Origin of the sequence: Luteibacter sp. UNC138MFCol5.1 (genome assembly GCF_900110505.1) — a bacterium.
Taxonomy (GTDB): domain Bacteria; phylum Pseudomonadota; class Gammaproteobacteria; order Xanthomonadales; family Rhodanobacteraceae; genus Luteibacter.
On sequence record NZ_FODZ01000006.1, the window covers coordinates 200,517 to 219,120 of the forward strand.

At 68.8% G+C, this 18,604-nt stretch carries 19 protein-coding genes; 10 read left to right on the forward strand and 9 right to left on the reverse strand.

The window, feature by feature from the left end:
• The 3 genes from BMY69_RS16780 to BMY69_RS16790 all read left to right on the forward strand — a co-directional run bounded on the left by BMY69_RS16780 (nt 1) and on the right by BMY69_RS16790 (nt 3,103).
• Nucleotides 1-771 (forward strand): DUF3298 and DUF4163 domain-containing protein, encoded by a 771-nt coding sequence (locus BMY69_RS16780; RefSeq protein ID WP_090180399.1) that lies wholly within the window; start codon nt 1-3, stop codon nt 769-771.
• Nucleotides 771-1,253, forward strand: coding sequence for a DUF456 domain-containing protein (locus tag BMY69_RS16785; protein ID WP_090180400.1), 483 nt, complete (start codon nt 771-773; stop codon nt 1,251-1,253). The genes BMY69_RS16780 and BMY69_RS16785 overlap by 1 nt, the downstream gene beginning before the upstream one ends.
• 71 nt (nt 1,254-1,324) lie before the next feature.
• A complete protein-coding gene (locus BMY69_RS16790; RefSeq protein WP_090180402.1) occupies nt 1,325-3,103 on the forward strand; it encodes a DUF885 domain-containing protein in 1,779 nt (592 codons plus the stop codon).
• 69 nt (nt 3,104-3,172) lie between these two features.
• Here the strand turns inward: BMY69_RS16790 and BMY69_RS16795 are convergent, their stop codons facing one another.
• A complete protein-coding gene (locus BMY69_RS16795) occupies nt 3,173-3,838 on the reverse strand; it encodes a PAQR family membrane homeostasis protein TrhA (RefSeq protein ID WP_090056665.1) in 666 nt (221 codons plus the stop codon).
• A gap of 97 nt (nt 3,839-3,935) precedes the next feature.
• Here BMY69_RS16795 and BMY69_RS19415 point away from each other — a divergent pair, with 97 nt between their 5' ends.
• Together BMY69_RS19415 and BMY69_RS16810 are read left to right on the forward strand one after the other, a co-directional pair.
• Nucleotides 3,936-4,763, forward strand: a complete 828-nt coding sequence (locus BMY69_RS19415) for a universal stress protein (RefSeq protein WP_175472863.1) — start codon at nt 3,936-3,938, stop codon at nt 4,761-4,763.
• A gap of 145 nt (nt 4,764-4,908) precedes the next feature.
• Nucleotides 4,909-5,568 (forward strand): energy transducer TonB, encoded by a 660-nt coding sequence (locus BMY69_RS16810; protein WP_090180407.1) that lies wholly within the window; start codon nt 4,909-4,911, stop codon nt 5,566-5,568.
• A 31-nt stretch (nt 5,569-5,599) separates the two neighbouring features.
• Here the strand turns inward: BMY69_RS16810 and BMY69_RS16815 are convergent, their stop codons facing one another.
• Entirely contained in the window at nt 5,600-5,884 is a 285-nt protein-coding gene (locus BMY69_RS16815) for a hypothetical protein (RefSeq protein WP_090056659.1), read from the reverse strand.
• A gap of 156 nt (nt 5,885-6,040) precedes the next feature.
• Between BMY69_RS16815 and BMY69_RS16820 the strand changes: the two genes are divergently transcribed.
• Nucleotides 6,041-6,619, forward strand: a complete 579-nt coding sequence (locus tag BMY69_RS16820; RefSeq protein WP_090180410.1) for a cysteine dioxygenase — start codon at nt 6,041-6,043, stop codon at nt 6,617-6,619.
• A 46-nt stretch (nt 6,620-6,665) separates the two neighbouring features.
• Nucleotides 6,666-8,048 (forward strand): FAD/NAD(P)-binding protein, encoded by a 1,383-nt coding sequence (locus BMY69_RS16825; RefSeq protein ID WP_090180413.1) that lies wholly within the window; start codon nt 6,666-6,668, stop codon nt 8,046-8,048.
• 21 nt (nt 8,049-8,069) lie between these two features.
• Here BMY69_RS16825 and BMY69_RS16830 read toward each other — a convergent pair whose 3' ends face one another.
• Both BMY69_RS16830 and BMY69_RS16835 read right to left on the reverse strand, forming a co-directional pair.
• Complete coding sequence (locus BMY69_RS16830; protein WP_090180417.1) at nt 8,070-9,086, reverse strand: zinc-binding alcohol dehydrogenase family protein; 1,017 nt, start codon at nt 9,084-9,086, stop codon at nt 8,070-8,072.
• Nucleotides 9,083-10,294 (reverse strand): MFS transporter, encoded by a 1,212-nt coding sequence (locus tag BMY69_RS16835; protein WP_090180420.1) that lies wholly within the window; start codon nt 10,292-10,294, stop codon nt 9,083-9,085. Before BMY69_RS16835 ends, BMY69_RS16830 begins: the two co-directional genes overlap by 4 nt.
• Before the next feature lie 116 nt (nt 10,295-10,410).
• Here BMY69_RS16835 and cls point away from each other — a divergent pair, with 116 nt between their 5' ends.
• Both cls and BMY69_RS16845 read left to right on the forward strand, forming a co-directional pair.
• A complete protein-coding gene (gene cls, locus BMY69_RS16840) occupies nt 10,411-11,832 on the forward strand; it encodes a cardiolipin synthase (RefSeq protein WP_090056647.1) in 1,422 nt (473 codons plus the stop codon).
• Nucleotides 11,833-11,897: 65 nt separating this feature from the next.
• Nucleotides 11,898-12,656: a carboxylesterase family protein gene (locus BMY69_RS16845; RefSeq protein ID WP_255364591.1), complete on the forward strand. Its 759-nt coding sequence runs from the start codon at nt 11,898-11,900 to the stop codon at nt 12,654-12,656.
• Between the two features lie 28 nt (nt 12,657-12,684).
• Here the strand turns inward: BMY69_RS16845 and BMY69_RS16850 are convergent, their stop codons facing one another.
• The 5 genes from BMY69_RS16850 to BMY69_RS16870 form a co-directional block, all read right to left on the reverse strand.
• Complete coding sequence (locus BMY69_RS16850; protein WP_090180423.1) at nt 12,685-13,077, reverse strand: hypothetical protein; 393 nt, start codon at nt 13,075-13,077, stop codon at nt 12,685-12,687.
• Nucleotides 13,078-13,105: 28 nt separating this feature from the next.
• Nucleotides 13,106-14,332, reverse strand: coding sequence for an MFS transporter (locus BMY69_RS16855; RefSeq protein WP_090180424.1), 1,227 nt, complete (start codon nt 14,330-14,332; stop codon nt 13,106-13,108).
• Between the two features lie 141 nt (nt 14,333-14,473).
• The gene (locus tag BMY69_RS16860; protein ID WP_090180428.1) at nt 14,474-15,490 is read right to left on the reverse strand and encodes a Gfo/Idh/MocA family oxidoreductase; all 1,017 of its coding nucleotides are present in this window, start codon (nt 15,488-15,490) and stop codon (nt 14,474-14,476) included.
• Between the two features lie 8 nt (nt 15,491-15,498).
• On the reverse strand, nt 15,499-16,491 hold the full coding sequence (gene iolG / locus BMY69_RS16865) for an inositol 2-dehydrogenase (RefSeq protein WP_090180431.1): 993 nt from the start codon (nt 16,489-16,491) through the stop codon (nt 15,499-15,501).
• Nucleotides 16,484-17,350, reverse strand: a complete 867-nt coding sequence (locus BMY69_RS16870) for a MurR/RpiR family transcriptional regulator (RefSeq protein WP_090056638.1) — start codon at nt 17,348-17,350, stop codon at nt 16,484-16,486. Before BMY69_RS16870 ends, iolG begins: the two co-directional genes overlap by 8 nt.
• A 203-nt stretch (nt 17,351-17,553) precedes the next feature.
• Between BMY69_RS16870 and BMY69_RS16875 the strand changes: the two genes are divergently transcribed.
• A complete protein-coding gene (locus tag BMY69_RS16875; RefSeq protein ID WP_090056636.1) occupies nt 17,554-18,597 on the forward strand; it encodes a sugar ABC transporter substrate-binding protein in 1,044 nt (347 codons plus the stop codon).
• Nucleotides 18,598-18,604 lie beyond the last annotated feature (7 nt).

The window sequence follows — 18,604 nt, forward strand, 5'->3', positions numbered from 1 at the left end:
ATGCTGGTGCGACACATCCTGTCGCTGGTCTTCGCCACGGCCGGGCTCGTCGCCTGCCGCGATGGCGCCGACCGCGCGAGCGACGGGGACAAGCCGCCGCCGGCACGGGCGAGCGCCGCCAAGGATACCGAATCCGGCGACGATGGCCTCTACACGATGGAACTGTCGCTGCCCGACCTCCCGCCGCGCGCGGCGCCGTTGCGCGACCTGATCGACCGCTACGTGGAACGGCAGAAGCGAGACTTCCTGGCCAGTCTCGGCACGCCCGCCGCCCGCGCGAGGGCGCGCGAACTGCCCTGGGACCTCAACCTGGACATCGCGGTGGCCTCGCGCACGGACCGCTTCATCAACGTGCAGGTCGACGGGTCGGCCTTCACGGGCGGTGCCCATCCCGCGCCCATCGTCGACAGCTTCACCTACGACATGGAGCAAGGGCGCGTGGTCGGCATCGGCGAACTGTTCGCCGATCCGCACGCGGCCGAGAGCGCCTTCGCGGCCGAGGCGCGGCGTCAGCTCTTCACCGCGCTCGACGACCAGGACACGCCGCTGGCGTCCGACAGCGAGCAGATCGCCCTGGGTACCGAACCCGGCAAGGGCCACTACCGGGTGTTCAGCCTGCTCACGGGCCCGGACAACAAGGTGCACGGCCTCACCTTCATCTTTCCGCCGTACCAGGTGGCGTCGTATGCCGCGGGTCCCCAGGCGATCGACGTACCGAGCGAAGCCTTCGCGTCCTTCCTGAAGCCGGAATACCGCGAGGCGTTCCACTGATGGAGTTCTTCCTCTACCTGCTCTCGGCCGCGCTGATCGTCGGCGGCGTGGCGGGCGCGATCCTGCCTGTGCTGCCGGGCATCCCCATGATCTTCGGCGGCATCTGGCTCGCGGCCGCCGTCGACGAATACCGGCACCTCGGCTGGGCCTGGCTCGTCGCGATCGGCATCGTCGCCGCGGCCGGCATCGCGCTCGATTTCGTTTCGGCCTCCATCGGCGCGAAGAAGATCGGCGCGAGTCCGCGCGCGCTCTGGGGCGCGGGCGTCGGCACCGTGATCGGCATGTTCTTCGGCATCCCGGGCCTCATCATCGGGCCGTTCGCCGGCGCCGTGGCGGGTGAGTTGTGGTCGGGCGAGAGCGTGCTGCGATCGGCGCACGTCGGCGTCAGCACGTGGATCGGCATGCTCGTGGGCATCCTCGCCAAGGTCGTGATCTCGTTCCTGATGATCGGCATGGCGGGGCTCGCGCTGCTGTTCGCCTGACCCGACCATTGGTCACATTGGCGGGAGCGCCCTCACCCGCTAGTCTCGCCTGACCATATGGGGAGACACGCATGTTCCGACGAATCGCCCTCGCCGCCGCCGTGACGCTCGCGGTGGGCAGCCTCCACGCGCAGAGCGCCGCGCAGCCCGCCTGGATCGCACGCAGCAACGCCGACGCGCAGCCGCTGCTCGACATGACCGCGAAGTTCAGCCCGGAATCCGCCACCGAGATCGGCGTGAAGGGGTACGACGAGAAGACGGCCGACCTCGGTCCCGACACGGACAAGCGCCAGCGCGCCGCACTCGTGCAGGTGCGCGAGACGGTGAACAAGCGTCTCGCCGAAGAAAAGGATCCGAACGTGAAGCAGGATCTTCAGATCCTGCTCAAGCAGATCGACGGCAGCATCAAGGGCATCGATCTCAACGCGAAGTACCTGCTGCCCTGGTACGACGCCGGCGAGATCGTCTTCGGCGGCGAGTTCTCGCTGCTCAACGCCGAAAGCACGCCCGAGCAGAACAAGGCGGCCCTCGGGCGCCTCAAGTGCTACGTGGGCATGACCGCGGGCTGCACGCCGCTGGTCGATCAGGCGCGTGCGCGCACGACGGAAAAGCTCGGCGACAAGAGCCTCCTCGGCCCGGTCAAGGCGGATGTCGAGCAGAAGCTCGGCAACACGCAGCGCTACGTCGACGGCATCCGCAAGCTGTTCGCCGAGCACAAGATCGCCGGCGCCGACGAGGCGATGGCGAAGCTCGACCAGCAACTGAAGGATTACAACGCCTGGGTGAAGAAGACCGTGCTGCCGCGCGCGCGCACCGACTTCCGCCTCCCGGAACCGCTGTACGCGTACAACCTCGAACAGGTCGGCCTCGACATCGCGCCGCGCGACCTGATCGACCGCGCCGAACTCGAGTTCATGGAGACGACCTACGCGCTGCAGATGCTCGCCCCGGTGGTCGCGAAGGCCGAAGGCCTCCCGGACGGCGACTACCGCGACGTCCTGAAGGCGCTTAAGAAGAAGCAGCTGGCGAAGGACAAGGTCGAGCCGACGTACCACGAGGTGATCGTCAGGATCGAGGACATCATCCGCAAGCAGCGTGTCGTGGAACTGCCGAAGCGCAAGATGGCGATGCGCCTCGCGTCCGAAGCGGAGAACGCGCGCACGCCGGCCCCGCACATGGACCCGCCGCCGTTCATCGGCAACACGGGCCAGCGCGGCACCTTCGTGCTGACCACGGGCAATCCGCCCGCGGATGGCGACAAGACGCAGACGTACGACGACTTCACCTTCGAGGCCGCCGCATGGACGCTCACGGCGCACGAAGGCCGACCCGGCCACGAGCTCCAGTTCGCCGCGATGGTCGAGCAAGGCGTCTCGCTCACGCGTAGCCTGTTCGCCTTCAACAGCGTGAACGTCGAAGGGTGGGCACTCTACGCGGAGGCCGAGATGGTTCCGTACGAGCCGCCCGCGGGCCAGTTCATCGCGCTGCAGTTCCGCCTGCTGCGCGCGGCCCGCGCGTTCCTCGATCCCATGCTCAATCTCGGCATGATCACCCGCGATCGCGCGCACGACATCCTCGTGCACGACGTCGGCCTGTCCGAGCCCATGGCGCGCCAGGAACTCGACCGTTACACCCTGAACTCGCCGGGCCAGGCCACCGCGTATTTCTACGGCTACCTGCGCATCCTGCAGCTGCGCGCCGAGACGCAGACGAAGCTCGGGTCGAAGTTCGACCGCAAGGCGTTCAACGATTTCCTGATCAGCCAGGGCCTGCTGCCGCCCGACCTGCTGGCGGAAGCGGTGCGCACGCGGTTCGTGCCGGAGCAGGAGAAGAAGATCTCGGCGCGCTGATCAGGCGCGGGTCACGGATGCGGCCGGCTCCCACCCTGGCGAAGGTGGGAGCCGATCGTATCGGCGATGTCAGGCGCCCTGCGCGCCGGGAATCACGTAGAGCAACACCGCGAGGTAATGCAGCACGCTGCCCGCGAGCACGAAGAAGTGCCAGATCGCGTGGTGGTACGGCAGGCGTCGCGCCATGTAGAACGGCACGCCCGCGGTGTACGCCACGCCGCCGCCGAACAGCAGGAGCAGGCCGCCCGTGGGCACGTTGTCGCGCAACGGTTCGATCGCCACCACGGCCACCCAGCCCATCGCCACGTACATCGCCACGGCCGCCTTGCGATAGCGCTTGAGCAGGCCGAGCTCGGCCGCGCTGCCGACGATCGCGAGCGTCCAGATCGTCGCGAACAGGCCCCAGCCCCACGCACCCGGCAACGCGAGCAACGTGAACGGCGTATACGTGCCGGCGATGAGCAGGAAGATGGCGATGTGATCGAGCGTTCGCAGGACGCGCTTCGCCATGGCGCCGGGAATCGAGTGGTACAGCGTCGACGCCGTGTACAGCAGGATGAGCGTGGTCCCGAAGACGGAGCTCGCCACCACCGCGCGCGCACCGCCATACATCGCCGAAAACGCGACGAGCACCGCCAGGCCCGCGATGCTGAGCACGAGGCCGATCCCGTGGATGACGCTGCTGGCGACTTCTTCGCCCAGGGGATAACGCGGCTGCGTGCTGTCGATGACCATGACTGCTCCGGAATTCGGGTACGGGGACCGGTCGAGGGTAACCGAACCGGTGCGGCGACACATTGACCGCGGCACGCCGACGTTGTTCCATGGACCCATGACACTCGAACTGCTCGTGCACATCGGCCGTCTGCCGCCCCAGGGCGCGGGCCTTCGCGCCGCGCTAGCCATGGCGTCGCGCCTCGGCGCACGCCTCGACGCGATGCATGTCGTCGACCTGCCGGCCGCGGCCTTTACCGTTCCCGAGGCGGTGCCGATGCAGCTCGATGCGGTGCGCCAGCGATCGACGGATGCCAGAGCCGTCGCCGGCGACTGGGCGGAACTGCTCGCCTCGCGCGGCCTTCGCGGCAACTGGCGCGTCGGCAACGGCGACACCGTGACGCTGCTCGCGCACGCGTCGGCGGGCTACGATCTCGTGGTGATGGAGCGCTCGTCGACCATGCGTGGCGACGCGCCTGTGGGTTTCGGCGTGGTCTCCCGCACGGTCTTCGCGTCGAGCCGCGGCGTGCTGGTAGTGCCGGAAGCCGCGACGGTCGACACGCTGGGCGAGCACGTCCTCGTGGCCTGGAGCGGAAGCCGCGAGTCGGCGCTCGCCGTTCGCTCGTCGCTGCCGATGCTGCGCAAGGCCTCGCGGGTCACCGTGATCGACGGCAGCGTCGACGAGGACATCGGTACCTGCGCGCTGCCCGATACCAACATCTGCGGCTGGCTCGATACCCACGGCGTGAAGGCCGAGGTACGTCGCCTCGACGAGGCGTCGCGCGCCTCCCCGGGGCCGGCGCTGCTCGACATCGCGCATGCCGAAAACGCGGACCTCATCGTCATGGGCGCCTGGGGCCGGTCGCGGCTCTCCGAAATGGTGCTGGGCGGGACCACGCGATTCCTCTTCATGCAGTCCGACGTGCCGATGCTCGTCGCGCACTGATCGTCTGGCCGTCCATACGGCCCTATTGCAAGTTCCCGCGACCGCCGCCTAATCTGCAACCGGACCCGAACACGATCCCCGCCGGCCCCCACCGGCCGTGTTCCCGACCGCGCATCACCTTCCCCCACGTTGCAGGAGGTGGCCCATGTCGTTCGCTCGTCCGCAGTCCCCCGCCGGAGTCCATCCGGATACCGTCCGCATCGTCGCGATGAGCGCGGCGATCGCCCTCAACGCCGCCGCCCTCATCGCCGTCATGCGGCCGATGGTGGCCACGCTGTCGCTGGATCCGCCCGCGCCACCGGCTATCCGCCTGATCGATCATCCGGTCGAGCCCGTCGTCGTGCCGCCGCCTCCCATCGACCTCAAGCCGCTACCGGTGAAACGGGCGCCCGCCCGGGCACAGCCCAGGGCCGTCGACGCACCGCCGCCGGTATCGCCGGCGGTGACGACCGATGAAGGCACGGCGCCCGCGCCGCCGGTCGCGCCCGTGACGATCGCCCCGGCCGCCCAGCCCACCGCGCCGGTCGAGGCGACGCTGGCTTACGTCGCCGCGCCCGCACCCGCGTATCCGCGCATCGCGAAGGCCTCGCGCATGCAGGGCACGGTCACGCTACGGGTGCTGGTGGACGAGACGGGCAAGCCCCTCGACGTGCTTATCGAAACGAGCAGCGGACACGCGGTGCTGGACAAGGCGGCGCGCGACCAGGTGCTCGCGGCATGGCGATTCCGGCCGGCGACCGCGAACGGTCAGGCGGTCAAGGCGTGGGCCCGCATCCCGGTGAGTTTCGACTTGCGGGATATCTGAACGCGGGTCGCCGGAACGGTCGTGCCGCGGCTCAGCGCGGCACGACCACCACGTCGGGCTTGCGCGTGGCCCGGGCGATGGCCCAGACGACGATCGCGAGCAGGGCGACGGGCAGCAACACGGGAAGGAGCGCCAGCACCACCACGGGTGCGATGGCGAGCATGGCCACGCCGCCGATGACGGCACCGAGGACGGCGCCGACGATGCTGAAGACGCCACCGATGATGCCGAAGGCCAGCTTCAGGACCGCGCCGAGCAGCGCGAACGCAACCCAGAAGCCGATGGCGAGGACGACGAGCGAGGTGAGGACGATCATGGTCAGGTACTCCGGTCCGGTGTGACCGTCTCCGGGACGGTCGCCAGCTTGGATGCGGCTCCGCGCGAAACGGTTTAAGAGGCCAGGGTTACGGCGCCTTAACGGTCCGCATGGTCCACTCGCGGCCAGTAGAGTCATTAGCAGGGCCGCCCTTCCATGGGTAAGCGTACTTCCATCATCAGGACCTTGCGGGACATCGCGTTCGATCTGTCGGACGCCCCGCACCCGGACCTCGCCTCCATGGGGCGCGAGGTCGGTCGCGTGCTGCACGGGCGAACGGCCGAGCTGGCCGACATGCTCGGTCCGCTGCGCGAACGCCGCCGCGGTTTCGAGCGCTGGATGCTCGCGGAACGGTCGCGGCCGCCCGTGAGCGTGCTGGTCATGGCGTGGCCGCCCGGCTACTCGACGCCGGTGCACGATCACGGCGGACTCTGGGGCCTCGAGGCCACCATCGCGGGCGCGCTGGAAGTCGAGTCGTTCGAAAAGGACGATATCGACCACAGCCTGCGCAGCACCGGTCGCACGTGGCTGGGTCCGGGCGATGCCACGTGGTTCGACGCATCGGAATCGCATACCCATCGCTGCCGCAATTTGTCGCGGCACGAGACCGCGCTCACGCTTCACGTGTACGGTGGCGATCTGGCACAGTACCTCGCGTATGAGCAGCCCGGTCCGTCGGAACACTGGATCGCACGACCGCGGCAATCGATCATCGCGGGACGCCTGACGGCCTGACGGTCTCACGGCCCTCCACCCCACGCCCAGGGCGAAGGACCAACGCATGTTTCATAAGGTCGCCATCATCGGCGGTGGCGCGGCAGCGGCGACGCTGGTGAGCGAACTCCTCGAGCGAGGCACGAAGCCCCCGCTCCATCTCGACTGGTATGCGGGCGCCCCGGAGCCGGGGCGCGGCATCGCCTACGGCACGCCCTCGGGCGAACACCTGCTCAACGTCCGCGCGGCGTCGATGGGCATGTTCGTGAGCAAGCCCGGCGGATTCCTCGAATACGCGCAGGAGCGCGATCCGTCGGTCAAAGGGTCCGACTTCCTGCCGCGCCGCCTGTACGGCGATTTCCTGCAGTCCCGCGTGGCGCAGGCGATCCGCAACGCGCCCGCGCTCGGCCACGACATCAACATCCTCCCGTTGACCGCGGAGTCGCTCGTGCCCTCTTCCGACGGCGTGACGATCGGCTACGGCGACAACGAAGCGCGCGCCGACGCGGCCGTGCTCGCGATCGGCTCGCTGCCGCCGCGCCCGCTGCCGGGCGTGGAGGACGCCGCGATCGCGAGCGGCCGCTACGTGGTGGATCCGTGGCCGTTCCTCGCCAGCGCCGTCGACGACGACCGTCCGTTGCGCGTGTTGGTGATCGGCCTCGGCCTCACCGCCGTCGACGTGCTGCTCGAACTCTCCAGGCGCTGGCCGAACGCTCGTTTCGACGCGCTGTCGCGCCACGGCAAACTTCCCGAGCCGCATCTCGCCGCCGCCTCCGCGCCGGCCGACGACGGCGGCGAACTCGTCGATGCGATGCGCGACGATCCGAACGTGCGCGCCTGGTTGCGGCGCCTGCGTGACGCCGCGGCACACGCCGAGGACTGGCGCACCGTGATCGACGGTCTGCGACCGCACACGCAGGCCCTGTGGCGCGAACTCCCGCGTGGCGAGCGCGCCCGTTTCCTGCGCCATGCGCGCTGGGCGTGGGAGCGCGCGCGCCACCGGATGCCGCCGCAGGTCGCGGCGAAAATCGCGTCGCTGGAAAAGGCAGGCCGCCTCACGCGCGACCGTGGTCGCATGCGCTCGGTGCATCTCACGCCGGACGGCGTCCTCGACGTCACGCGCGGCGTGCCCGGCGGTGGCGACGTCGTGCAGTCCTACGACGTGGTCATCCAGACCGTGGGACTGAACACGGATACGCAGCGCACGGAACATCCGTTGATCCGGCAGCTCGTTCTCGGCGGGCACGTGGCGCCGGAGGCCGAAGGCCTGGGCCTCACGGCCGAGACGGACGGGCGGCTGCACGACGCGTCCGGCAAGCCGCGCGCCAACGTGTTCGCGATCGGCAGCCTGCTTCGCGGCACGTTGTGGGAATCCACCGCGATTCCGGAAATCCGCAAGCAGGCGCAGGCGCTCGCCAACCTGCTGCTCTCACCCGACAAGCGGCGCTGATTCCAGCGCCGCTTCCCGTCGTCAGGCGAAGCCTTCCAGCACCACCTTGCCGATCGTCCGGCCGCTTTCGAGCAGCTGGTGCGCGCGACGCAGGTTGGCGGCGTCGACGATTCCGAGGTTCTCGCGCATCGTCGTGCGGATGGCGCCGGCGTCGACCAGGTTCGCCACCTCGTCGAGGATGCGGCCCTGCTCGCCCATGTCGTCGGTGTGGAAGAGCGACCGCGTGTACATCAGCTCCCAGTGCAGCGAGAGACTCTTGCGCTTGAGCAGGCGGATGTCCGGCGCCTCGGCCGGATCGTCGATCAGGCCGATCTTCCCGAAGGGCTTGAGCAGCTCGACGAGCGCGGCGAAGTGCTCGGTCGTGTGCGTGAGCGAAAGCACATAGTCGACGCCGGCCGGCGCGACCGCCTTAACCTGTTCCACCAGCGGCTTCGCGTGGTCCACGACGTGGTGCGCCCCCATCGCTTCCACCCATGCGCGGGTCTCCGGGCGCGACGCGGTGCCGATGACGGTGAGGCCCGTGAGCCGCCGCGCGAGCTGGACGGCGATGGAGCCGACGCCACCGGCCGCCCCGACGACCAGCAGCGTCGCCGGCCTGCCCTGCGTACCGTGCGGGATGCCCATGCGCTCGAACATCAGTTCCCAGGCCGTGATCGCGGTGAGCGGAAGCGCCGCCGCCTCCGCCATCGTCAACGTCGAGGGCTTGCGGCCGACGAGGCGTTCGTCGACGGCATGCCGCTCACTGTTGCCCCCCGGCCGCTCGAGTTCCCCGGCATACCAGACCGCGTCGCCGGCCTTGAACCGCGTCACCTCCGCGCCGACGGCCACCACGGTACCGGCCACGTCCCAGCCCAATACGGTGTCGACGCCTTTCGGGTCCGCGTTGCGACGCCGCTTCGTGTCGATCGGATTCACGGACACCGCGTCGACCTTGACGAGCAGGTCGCGCGGGCCCGGCAGCGGCTCGGGCAGTTCGGCGTCGACGAGGCTGCGCGGATCGTCCGCGGGCAGCGGCTGGCGATAGATGACGGCTTTCATGTTCGATCGGTCTCCGAGGGGATCCAGGCGCAACCGGCGACGGCGGGCGTGGCCCGACGCTCGAGCGCGACGCTTGCCATCGTAGCAAGCAGCCCGGCGACCGTGACCGCCGCGCCGGCCAGGCTCACGACGGGCATCGCGTAGCCGGCGGCCAACACCGCGCCGCCCAGCCATGCGCCGCCGGCGTTACCGAGGTTGAACGCGGCGATGTTGAGCGTGGAGGCGAGGTTCGGCGCGTCCCCGGCGACGTGGACCACGCGCGACTGCAACGGCGCCACCGTGGCGAAGGCGGCGATGCCCCAGACGAAGACCGTCACGATCGACGCCACCGTCGAGTGCATCGTCCAGGCGAACAGCACCAGCAGCAACGTCAGCGCGACGAGGATGCCGGCCAGCGACGGCATCAGCTTCCAGTCGGCCAGGCGGCCGCCGAGGATGTTGCCGATCGTCGTGCCGAGGCCGAACAGCACGAGCACGGCGCCCGTCCAGTGCGGGCTGATGTGCGACTGTTCCTGCAGGATCGGCGCGATGTAGGTGAACACGGTGAAGACGCCGCCGAAGCCGAGCACCGTCATGCCCAGCGCGATCAGCACCTGCGGCTCGCGCAGCACGCGCAGTTCGCGCCCCATGTGCGGCGCCTTGAGATTCGGCAGCGCCGGCACGAAGCGGGCGACCGCGAACGCGGCGACGATGCCCAGCACCGTCACGGCCCAGAAGGTCGCGCGCCAGCCGGCGTACTGGCCGAGGAACGTGCCGAAGGGGACGCCGAGCACGTTGGCCAGCGTCAGCCCGGCGAACATGAGGGCGATCGCACGCGCGCGCTGGTTCACGGGAACGAGGTGGGCGGCCACGACCGCACCGATGCCGAAGAACGAGCCATGGCAGAACGCCGCGACCACGCGGGCGACCATCAGGACGTCGTAGCCCGGCGCGATGGCGCAGAGCAGGTTGCCCACGATGAACAGGCCCATGAGCAACAACAGGGCGCGCTTGCGCTCGAGCTTCGCGGTGAGGGCGGCGAGCAGCGGCGCGCCCACCGCGACGCCGAGCGCGTAGCCGGAGACGAGCATGCCGGCGGCCGGGATGGTCACCCGAAGGTCGGCGGCCACTTCGGGCAGGAGGCCCATGATCACGAATTCGGTGGTGCCGATCGCGAAGGCCGCCACCGCCAGGGCAAGCAGGGGCAGACGGGACGAGGGAACGTTCATAGGTTAGGCTCGATGTAAAGCGATAACGTGCATTCTCCTGCCCGGGCCCCCATGCAGAAACACCTGCCAGCGCCAAAGACTGTTGCCGTGGATTCGAAAGTGGAGGCCGCGCCCGCATGTTCGCGAGCCTGATCGCCGTCGCCGCCCTTTCGCTTCATGTCGCGGGCGTGTTCGCCGCCATGCACGCCGTGATGCACACGAGGACCGCGCAGGGCGCGTTCGCCTGGGTGCTGGGCCTCGTACTGCTCCCGTACGTGACGCTCGTCCCCTACCTCTTCCTCGGATCCAGCCACTTCAGCGGTTACGTCGACCTGCACCGGCAACGGCAGGCCCGGTTCTTCCTGCTGCACGAGGAGGCCGGGCATCCGGGGCGGCCCGGCATGCTCGCCGCGCCCACGCAGGCCGGCGACATCCGTTACGACGCGATCGGGCGCATGCTCAAGACGGCGATGCACGGAGGCAACGCGCTCGCGCTGCACATCGACGGCGAGGCCGCCTTCGGCGCGATGTTCGCCGCGATCGCGCGCGCCGATCGGTACGTGCTGGTGCAGTTCTTCATCATCCACGACGACGTGCTCGGCCGCCGCTTGCGCGACGCGCTGCTGGAGCGCGCCGCGGCCGGTGTCGACGTCTGCCTCCTCTACGACAGCATCGGCAGCCACGCGTTGCCCGACAGCTACGTCGAGAGCCTGCGGACGGGCGGCGTGCACGTCCATCGCTTCGCCACGCGGCGCTGGCGCAATCGCTTCCAGCTCAACTTCCGCAACCATCGCAAGGTGCTCGTCGTCGACGGCGAGCGGGGCTTCGTCGGCGGACTCAACGCAGGCGACGAATACCTCGGCGCGAAGCCGCCCCTGTCGCCCTGGCGCGACACTCACATGGAGATCGAAGGGCCCGCCGTCGCCGACCTGCAGCGCGTGTTCGCCGAGGACTGGTACTGGGTGACCGGGGAACGACCGCCGTCGTCGCCGCCACCCGAGCGCTGCGGCCGCGCGGAGACGATGATCGTCGCGACCGGACCCGCCGACCGCCAGGAAAGCTGCTCGCTGTTCTTCACCCAGGCCATCGGATCGGCCACGCGCCGCGTGTGGATCACGACGCCCTACTTCGTTCCCGACCAGGCGGTGTTCAGCGCGTTGCGCCTGGCCGTCCACCGTGGCGTCGACGTGCGCATCCTCATTCCCTGCCGCCCGGATCACCGGACGGTGTTCATGGCCTCGTCGCTCTACGCGCACGAAGCCACGCTGGCGGGCATCCGCATGTTCCGCTACCAGCCCGGCTTCGTGCATCAGAAAGTGATGCTGATCGACGACGACACCGCGGTCGTCGGCAGCATGAACCTCGACAACCGCAGTTTCCGCCTCAACTTCGAGATCGCCGCGCTGAACGTCGACGTGCCGTTCGCGACCCAGGTCGAAGCCATGCTCGAACGCGACTTCGCGAACGCGGACGAGGTGAATCCCAACGACTACCGCCGCCTGTCGTATTTCCACCGCGTGGCGCTGCACGTGGCGCGGCTGTTCGACCCGATCCTCTGACGACCGGCTTGCGATACGGCCGTTACTCGGCTTGACTGGGCCTTCCGCCTCCTGGATATCCCGCCATGCTCCGTATCCTTGCCGCCCTCACCGCCATGGTCGCCACGGCCGCCGCGGCCGACCCCGCCCGATTCGTCGAGCGCAGCGTGGACGTCCATGGCAAGACCTACCGCTACCAGGTCTTCGTGCCCCCCGACGCCAAAAGGCCACCGGCGGTCGTGCTGTTCCTGCATGGAAGCGGCGAGCGCGGCGGCGACAACCGCAAGCAGCTCTCGCAAGGCCTTCCGCCGTGGCTGGAAAAGCACATGGATTTCCCCGCCGTGGTCGTGATCCCGCAGGCACCCGACGACACGGAGTGGACGGACAAGGCCGATGCCGACATGGCGATGGCCGCCCTGCGGAAGAGCGTCGCGGAATTCCATGGCGATCCGAAGCGCCTCTACCTCACCGGCCTTTCGATGGGTGGCTACGGCTCGTGGCAGCTCGCCGTCGACCACCCCGGCACCTTCGCCGCCGCGGCGATCATCTGCGGCGGCGTGCAACCGCTGCGCGACGGGCGCGACCTGTTCGTCCACGGGGTACCGAAAGGCCAGGATCCGTTCGCATGGGTGGCGAAGAAGGTCGGCGACCTGCCGGTCTGGATCTTCCACGGCGGCGACGACGACGTCGTGCCGACCGAGCAGTCGCGCCGGATGAACGCGGCGCTGGTGAAGCGCGGTGCACAGGTGAAGTACACGGAATTCCCGGGCGTCAATCACGGATCGTGGGACAAGGCGTATGCGACGCCGGACCTCTGGGAGTGGATGTTCGCGCACACGCGGTGACGTGGCGGCAAGGCGACGCCCGTCCCGATCAGGAGTGCCGGATACCCGCGATCAGTTTCTTGAGGTCACCCGAGAACATCACCCAGCCGAGGCCGACGCCGACGAGCGCCCCGAGCCACTCGAAGAACACGCGGAGGCCGATGGCGTCGGGGTCGTGCACGGCGGCGAGCTTCAGCTTCAGCAGCGTGAGCGACTGCAGCGGCGCCATGTTGAAGTAAAAGAGGTTCCACATGTCCTGCCCGGCCGCGAGGACGACCGACAGGGCGAACGCCACCGCCAGTTCCTTGCCGTGGCTCCAGCCGTTGCCGCGATTGAGCCGGTGCAGCAGGCCGTAGACGACGATGCCGACCGCGAGCGCGATCGCGCCCGCCTGCAGGGCACCGACGATGCCGTAGCCCATCCAGCTGCGATCGTATGGCATGAGAAGACTCGTCCGGGATCAGGCTGCATTATGCCCGTGCGCGGGCCGGCGTAGCGTTGCCGTCGCGGCCGTAGCGCAGATAGAGCGAGACGGAGAGCAGCACCGCCGCCAGGGCCGCGAACCCGGCAAGCAGGAAGATCGCCGGGTAGTCCCACGCGCCGGCGACCCAGCCGCCGATCGGACCGGTGAGGCCGAGCGCGACATCGAGGAACACGGAGTACGCACCCAGCGCGGCGCCGCGGTTGTGGGTGCTGACGCGGCCGACGGCCTCGACGCCCAGCGCGGGGAACACCAACGCGAAGCCGGCGCCGGTGAGCGCCGCGCCGGCGAGGGCCAGGGACGGCGTGTGACCCAGCCAGAGCAACAGCAGCCCGAGGCATTCGACGAAGAGCGAGACGATCGCCACGCGGTAGCCGCCGAAGCGGTCGATGGCGTTGCCGAAGACCAGGCGGATGCCGATGAAGCATGCGCCGAAGACCGAGAGCGACAGCGCCGCGTCCGACCAGCCGCGACTCGCGTAGTACAGCGCGACGAACGTGGACAGGGTACCGAAGCCGATGGAACCAAGCGCGAGGCCTGCGCCATAGGGCATGACGCGCACGAACACGCTGCGGAACGGCAGGCGCTCACCGTGCGACGGTGCGACGCGCGTCTTCCACAGGGCGAACGGAAGCGCGACGAGCCCCAGCAGGAACGTGAGGACGCCCAACGCGATGAAACCGTGGTCGTGCGCGAGCGTGACGCCGAGCGGCGCGCCCACGGCGATGCCACCGTACGTCGCGATGCCGTTCCAGGAAATGACGCGAGCCGTGTGTTCGCCGCCGATGCCACCGATGCCCCACGTGATCGACCCGGTGCTGACCCAGCTCTCCGCGAAGCCAAGCCCGAGGCGGCTGATCAGGATGAGCGCCAGCGAGAGCGCGGGCGTGCCGGGCACGAGCGCGGCGAGCGCGAGGAACAGGCCGGAGAGCGCCAGCACGACGAGTCCGGCGACGACGGTGCGCTTCGGCCCCATCGCGTCCGCCATGCGTCCCGCGTGCGGCCGGCTGAGCAGCGTCGCAAGATACTGCGCGCTGACCGCGAGGCCCGCCACGATCGTCGAGTAACCGAGGTCGTGGTGCGCGAAGCCCGGGAGCACCGCGAGCGGAACGCCGATGCAGAGGTAACAGACGAACGAGAAGACGACCGCGGAGAGGATCCGCGCGGTGACGGCGAAACGCCGGCCACGCTGGGGGACGAGGGGTGGGAGCGACATGGGTGCCATTATACCGCCCGATGTTGCGGTGCGTCATTGAAGGAAATCGCCGATACGATCGGCTCCCACCGCTTCGGTATCACCTTTCGCAAGTACCGGAGGGTGGGAGCCGATCGCATCGGCGATCCGCGCCATGGCGCGTCACAGCGTCACGGGTTGCCCCCGGTGGAGCGACTCGCGCAACGCCACGGCGATGCGCGTCGCCTCGACCGCGTCGTCCATCGTCAGGTCGAACGGCGTGCCGTCGAGGATCGCATCGACGAAATGCCTCGCCTGCGTCACGAACGCCGGCGCGAAACGTTCGTAGAACGATGGCAGTACCGTATTGCGGATGCCGCTCGCATCGGCAATCTCGACGCGGTCCGCCCGGGGGTTGCGCCCCACGCTCAACCGGCCCGCGGTGCCCGTGATGTCGGTATGCGTGTCGTGCCCGTGCGCCTGCGTGCGCGAGGCGTAGAACATCGCCATGCGGCCGCCTTCGAACTCGACGGTCGCGATGCCGTTGTCGACGTCGCCCATCGCCTCCAGCGGCGGATACATCGCGACCGTCCCCGTCGCGTACACCTTCACCGCCTTCGGCCGCCCAAGGAGCCAGCGCGCGAGGTCGATGTCGTGCACGCTGCAATCGAGGAAGATGCCGCCGCTGGTCGGCGCGAACTTCAGGAACGCGCCGCTCGGATCGGCCAGATCGGTCGTCTGCGAGTAGACCAGGAACGGTCGCCCGATGCCGCCCGCCTCGATGTGCTGGAAGGCATGGCGATAGCTTTCGTCGAAGCGGCGCACGAATCCGACCATCGCCCGCTTGTCCGACGCGGCGGCGTGCGCCGCGGCGCGCCGGCAGTCCTCCGTGTCCAGCGACAACGGCTTTTCGCAGAAGACGTGCTTGCCCGCGTCGAGCGCCTGCTCGATCTGGCTCGCGTGCAACGACGTCGGCGTCACCAGGAACACGGCGTCCACCGACGGATCGGCGAGCAGTTGCTCGTAGGTTTCGTGGACCGCCGGCACCGCGAGCGCCTCGCGCGCCCAGGCGCGCTCGGCGTCCACGGGGCTGCACACCGCGACGAGTTCGGCGCGCGGCACCGCCCGCGCGAGGTTCTCGGCGTAACGCTGGCCCAGCCGGCCGAGGCCGGCCAGGCCGATACGAAGGGATGTCATCATGCCGCCCCTCAGATGCCGACGGCCACGGCCTGGCCTTCGCGCCACGACCGCGCCGCGGCCTCGGCGAGTTCCAGCGCCTTGATGCCGTCGGCGATCGTCGTACGCACCGGCGTTCCCGCCGCCAGCGCATCGAAGAAGTGCGCGATCTCGGCGGCATAGGCCTCGCGATAGCGCTCGAGGAAGAAGTGCTCGGGCAGGTCGTGAACGATGCCCGCCGCGCCGTGCGAGACGACCTGCGTCGGCGCGACGTTGCCCGCCTGCAGCATGCCCTTGCTGCCCAGCACCTCGAACCGCTGATCGTATCCATAAGCCGCGCGGCGGGAGGTGTTGATCTGGCAGAGCTTCCCGCTCTTCGTGCGGATCGTGACCGCCGTCGTATCGATGTCGCCGGCCGCCTCGATCGCGGGATCGGTCAGGCAGCTCCCCGTCGCATGCACGCTGACCGCCTCGTCGTCGAGGATCCAGCGGAAGATGTCGAAGTCGTGGATGAGCATGTCCTTGAAGATGCCGCCCGAGCTCTTGATGTAGCTCACCGGCGGCGCGCCGGGATCGCGGCTCGTGACGATCAGCAGCTCGGGCGTGCCGACCTCGCCCTCGTCGAGCCGTTCCTTGAGCGAGGAGAACGTGGGATCGAAACGTCGCTGGAAGGCGATCATGCAGACCACGCCGGCTTTCTCGACCGCCGCCTGGCAGGAGCGCGCGCGTTCCACGTCTAGGTCGACGGGCTTCTCGCAGAAGATGGCCTTGCCCGCGGCGGCGGCGCGATGGATGAGGTCGGCATGCGTATCCGTGCTCGAACCGATCACGACGGCGCCCACCGCCGGATCGTTCAGCGCCTCGTCGACCGACGCGACCTTCGCGCCATGCTTCCCGGCCAGTTCCCGCGCCGAGGGCTCGTGCACGTCGACCACGTAGCGCAGGCGCGCCTCCGGATGCCGGGCGACGTTGCCCGCATGGATCTTGCCGATGCGACCGGCACCGAAAACGGCTACTTCAATCATCGTATTCTCCTCGGGGAATCGTTTCTTCAACGGTCAGTTCAAGCTTGTAGGCCAGCGCGACGAACAGCGCCTGGCATAGACACATCGTGCTGGTGAGACCACGGAAGGCGAACGCGCTGCCCTCCTTCACCTTGAGCAGGACATCGGAATGCCGCGCCAGCGGGCCGAGATCGCTCTCGGTGATGGCGAGCACGCCCGCCTTGTGCTGCTGCGCGACGCGCATGGCGTAAAGGGTTTCCTTGCCGAACGGCGGGAAGCTGATCGCGATCAGCGCATCGCCCTTGCCGATGCTGCGCAGCTGCTCGCGGAACATGCCGCCCAGGCCGTTCACCAGGTGGACCCGCTTCTGCGTGTGCTGCAACGCGTAGGCGATGTACGTCGCGATCGCGAACGAGCGGCGCACGCCCATCACGTAGATGTTCTCGGCGCCGGCCAGCATGTCGACCGCCTTCTGGAAGCGCGCCTCGTCGATCTCCGCCGCGAGCTCGTCGAGGCCGGCGCGGCTGGCATCGATGAAGCGAGAGGCGATCTCCACCGCGGACACGCCGTCGGTACGCCCCTTGATGACGCTGCGGATGCGCTGCTGGTAGCTGCGCGATGGCGACGCCTGCGCGGCCCACGCGTCGCGGAACACGGCCTGCATCTCGGAGAAGCCGGAGTAACCGAAGCGCTGGGCGAAGCGGACCACCGCCGACGCATGCACGCCGCAGCCCTCGGCGATCTCGCCGACGCGCTGGACCATGATCGAACTGCGATGTTCCTCAAGGTAACGGGCGACGCACTGCAACTGGCGCGGCAGGGCCTCGTACTCCTCCGCGATGCGCTGCATGAGGGCATCGGCTTCGCTGCGTTTGGCCATCGGCGTCTCCTGCGGTGACCGGCGCATTCAAGCACGGGATGGAACGTTTTTTCCATTTATTTTTTTGCTGCAATGCAAATTGCAACGCTGGAACAGGCGGTCCATGCTCGGTCCGCTTTCGGCACAAACAGCGGCCGCCAGGCCGCATCGCAGTCACGTCAATCCATCCATCCGACCGCGACGCGGTCACTCGGGGAGGAAATATGCGATCCAAACTGTTCCACGCCACGCTGGCAGCCGCTCTCGCCCTCGGTCTGGGCGCCGCCGCCCCCGCCTCCCGCGCCGCGCCGGGCGACCGTTACGTTCTCGTTACCCACGCCGCGGATTCCGATTCGTGGTGGAACACCATCAAGAACGCGATCAAGCAGGCCGGCGAAGACTTCGGCGTTTCCGTGGACTACCGCGGCTCGGGCAACGGCGACCTGAGCGAGATGGCCCGCCAGCTCGAGTCCGCCGCCGCGCGCAACTACAAGGGCGTCGCGTTCGACATCGCGAACTACTCCGTGCTCGAAGGGCCGGCGAAGAAGGTCTCGGCCAAGGGCATTCCCATCGTCACGATCAACTCCGGCACGCCGGCGGAGAGCAAGAAGATCGGCGCGATCATGCACATCGGCCAGGGCGAATACGAAGCCGGCAAGGCCGCGGGCGAACGCGCCAAGGCCAAGGGCATCACGAGCTTCGTCTGCGTGAACCACTACGCGACCAACAACGCCTCGTTCGAGCGCTGCCAGGGCTTCGCCGAAGCCATCGGCGTGAAGGACTGGCGCAAGACCTCGATGATCGACACGGGCATGGACCCGACCGTGGTCGCCAGCAAGGTCAGCGCCTACCTGCGCAGCAATCCCAAGACCCAGGCGATCCTCGCGCTCGGCCCCAACGCCGCCGAGCCGACGATCAAGGTGGTCCAGGACATGCGCCTGACCGGCAAGATCGACTTCGGCACCTTCGATCTCTCCCCCGCCATCATCGGCGGCATCAAGTCCGGCGTGATCCAGTACGCGATCGATCAGCAGCCGTACCTGCAGGGTTACATGGGCATCGCGGCGCTGATCATCGCCAACGACCAGAAGACGAAGGATCCGGCGGCGATCATCGCGGCGCTGAAGGCCAACCCGAAGTTCCAGGCGCGCCTGAAACAGTACGACCTCAAGCCGATCTACACCGCCACCGGCGTCAGCTCCGGCCCCGCGTTCGTCACGAAGGACAACGTCGCCACCGTCGAGAAGTACGCCGGCCAGTACCGCTGACCGGCAG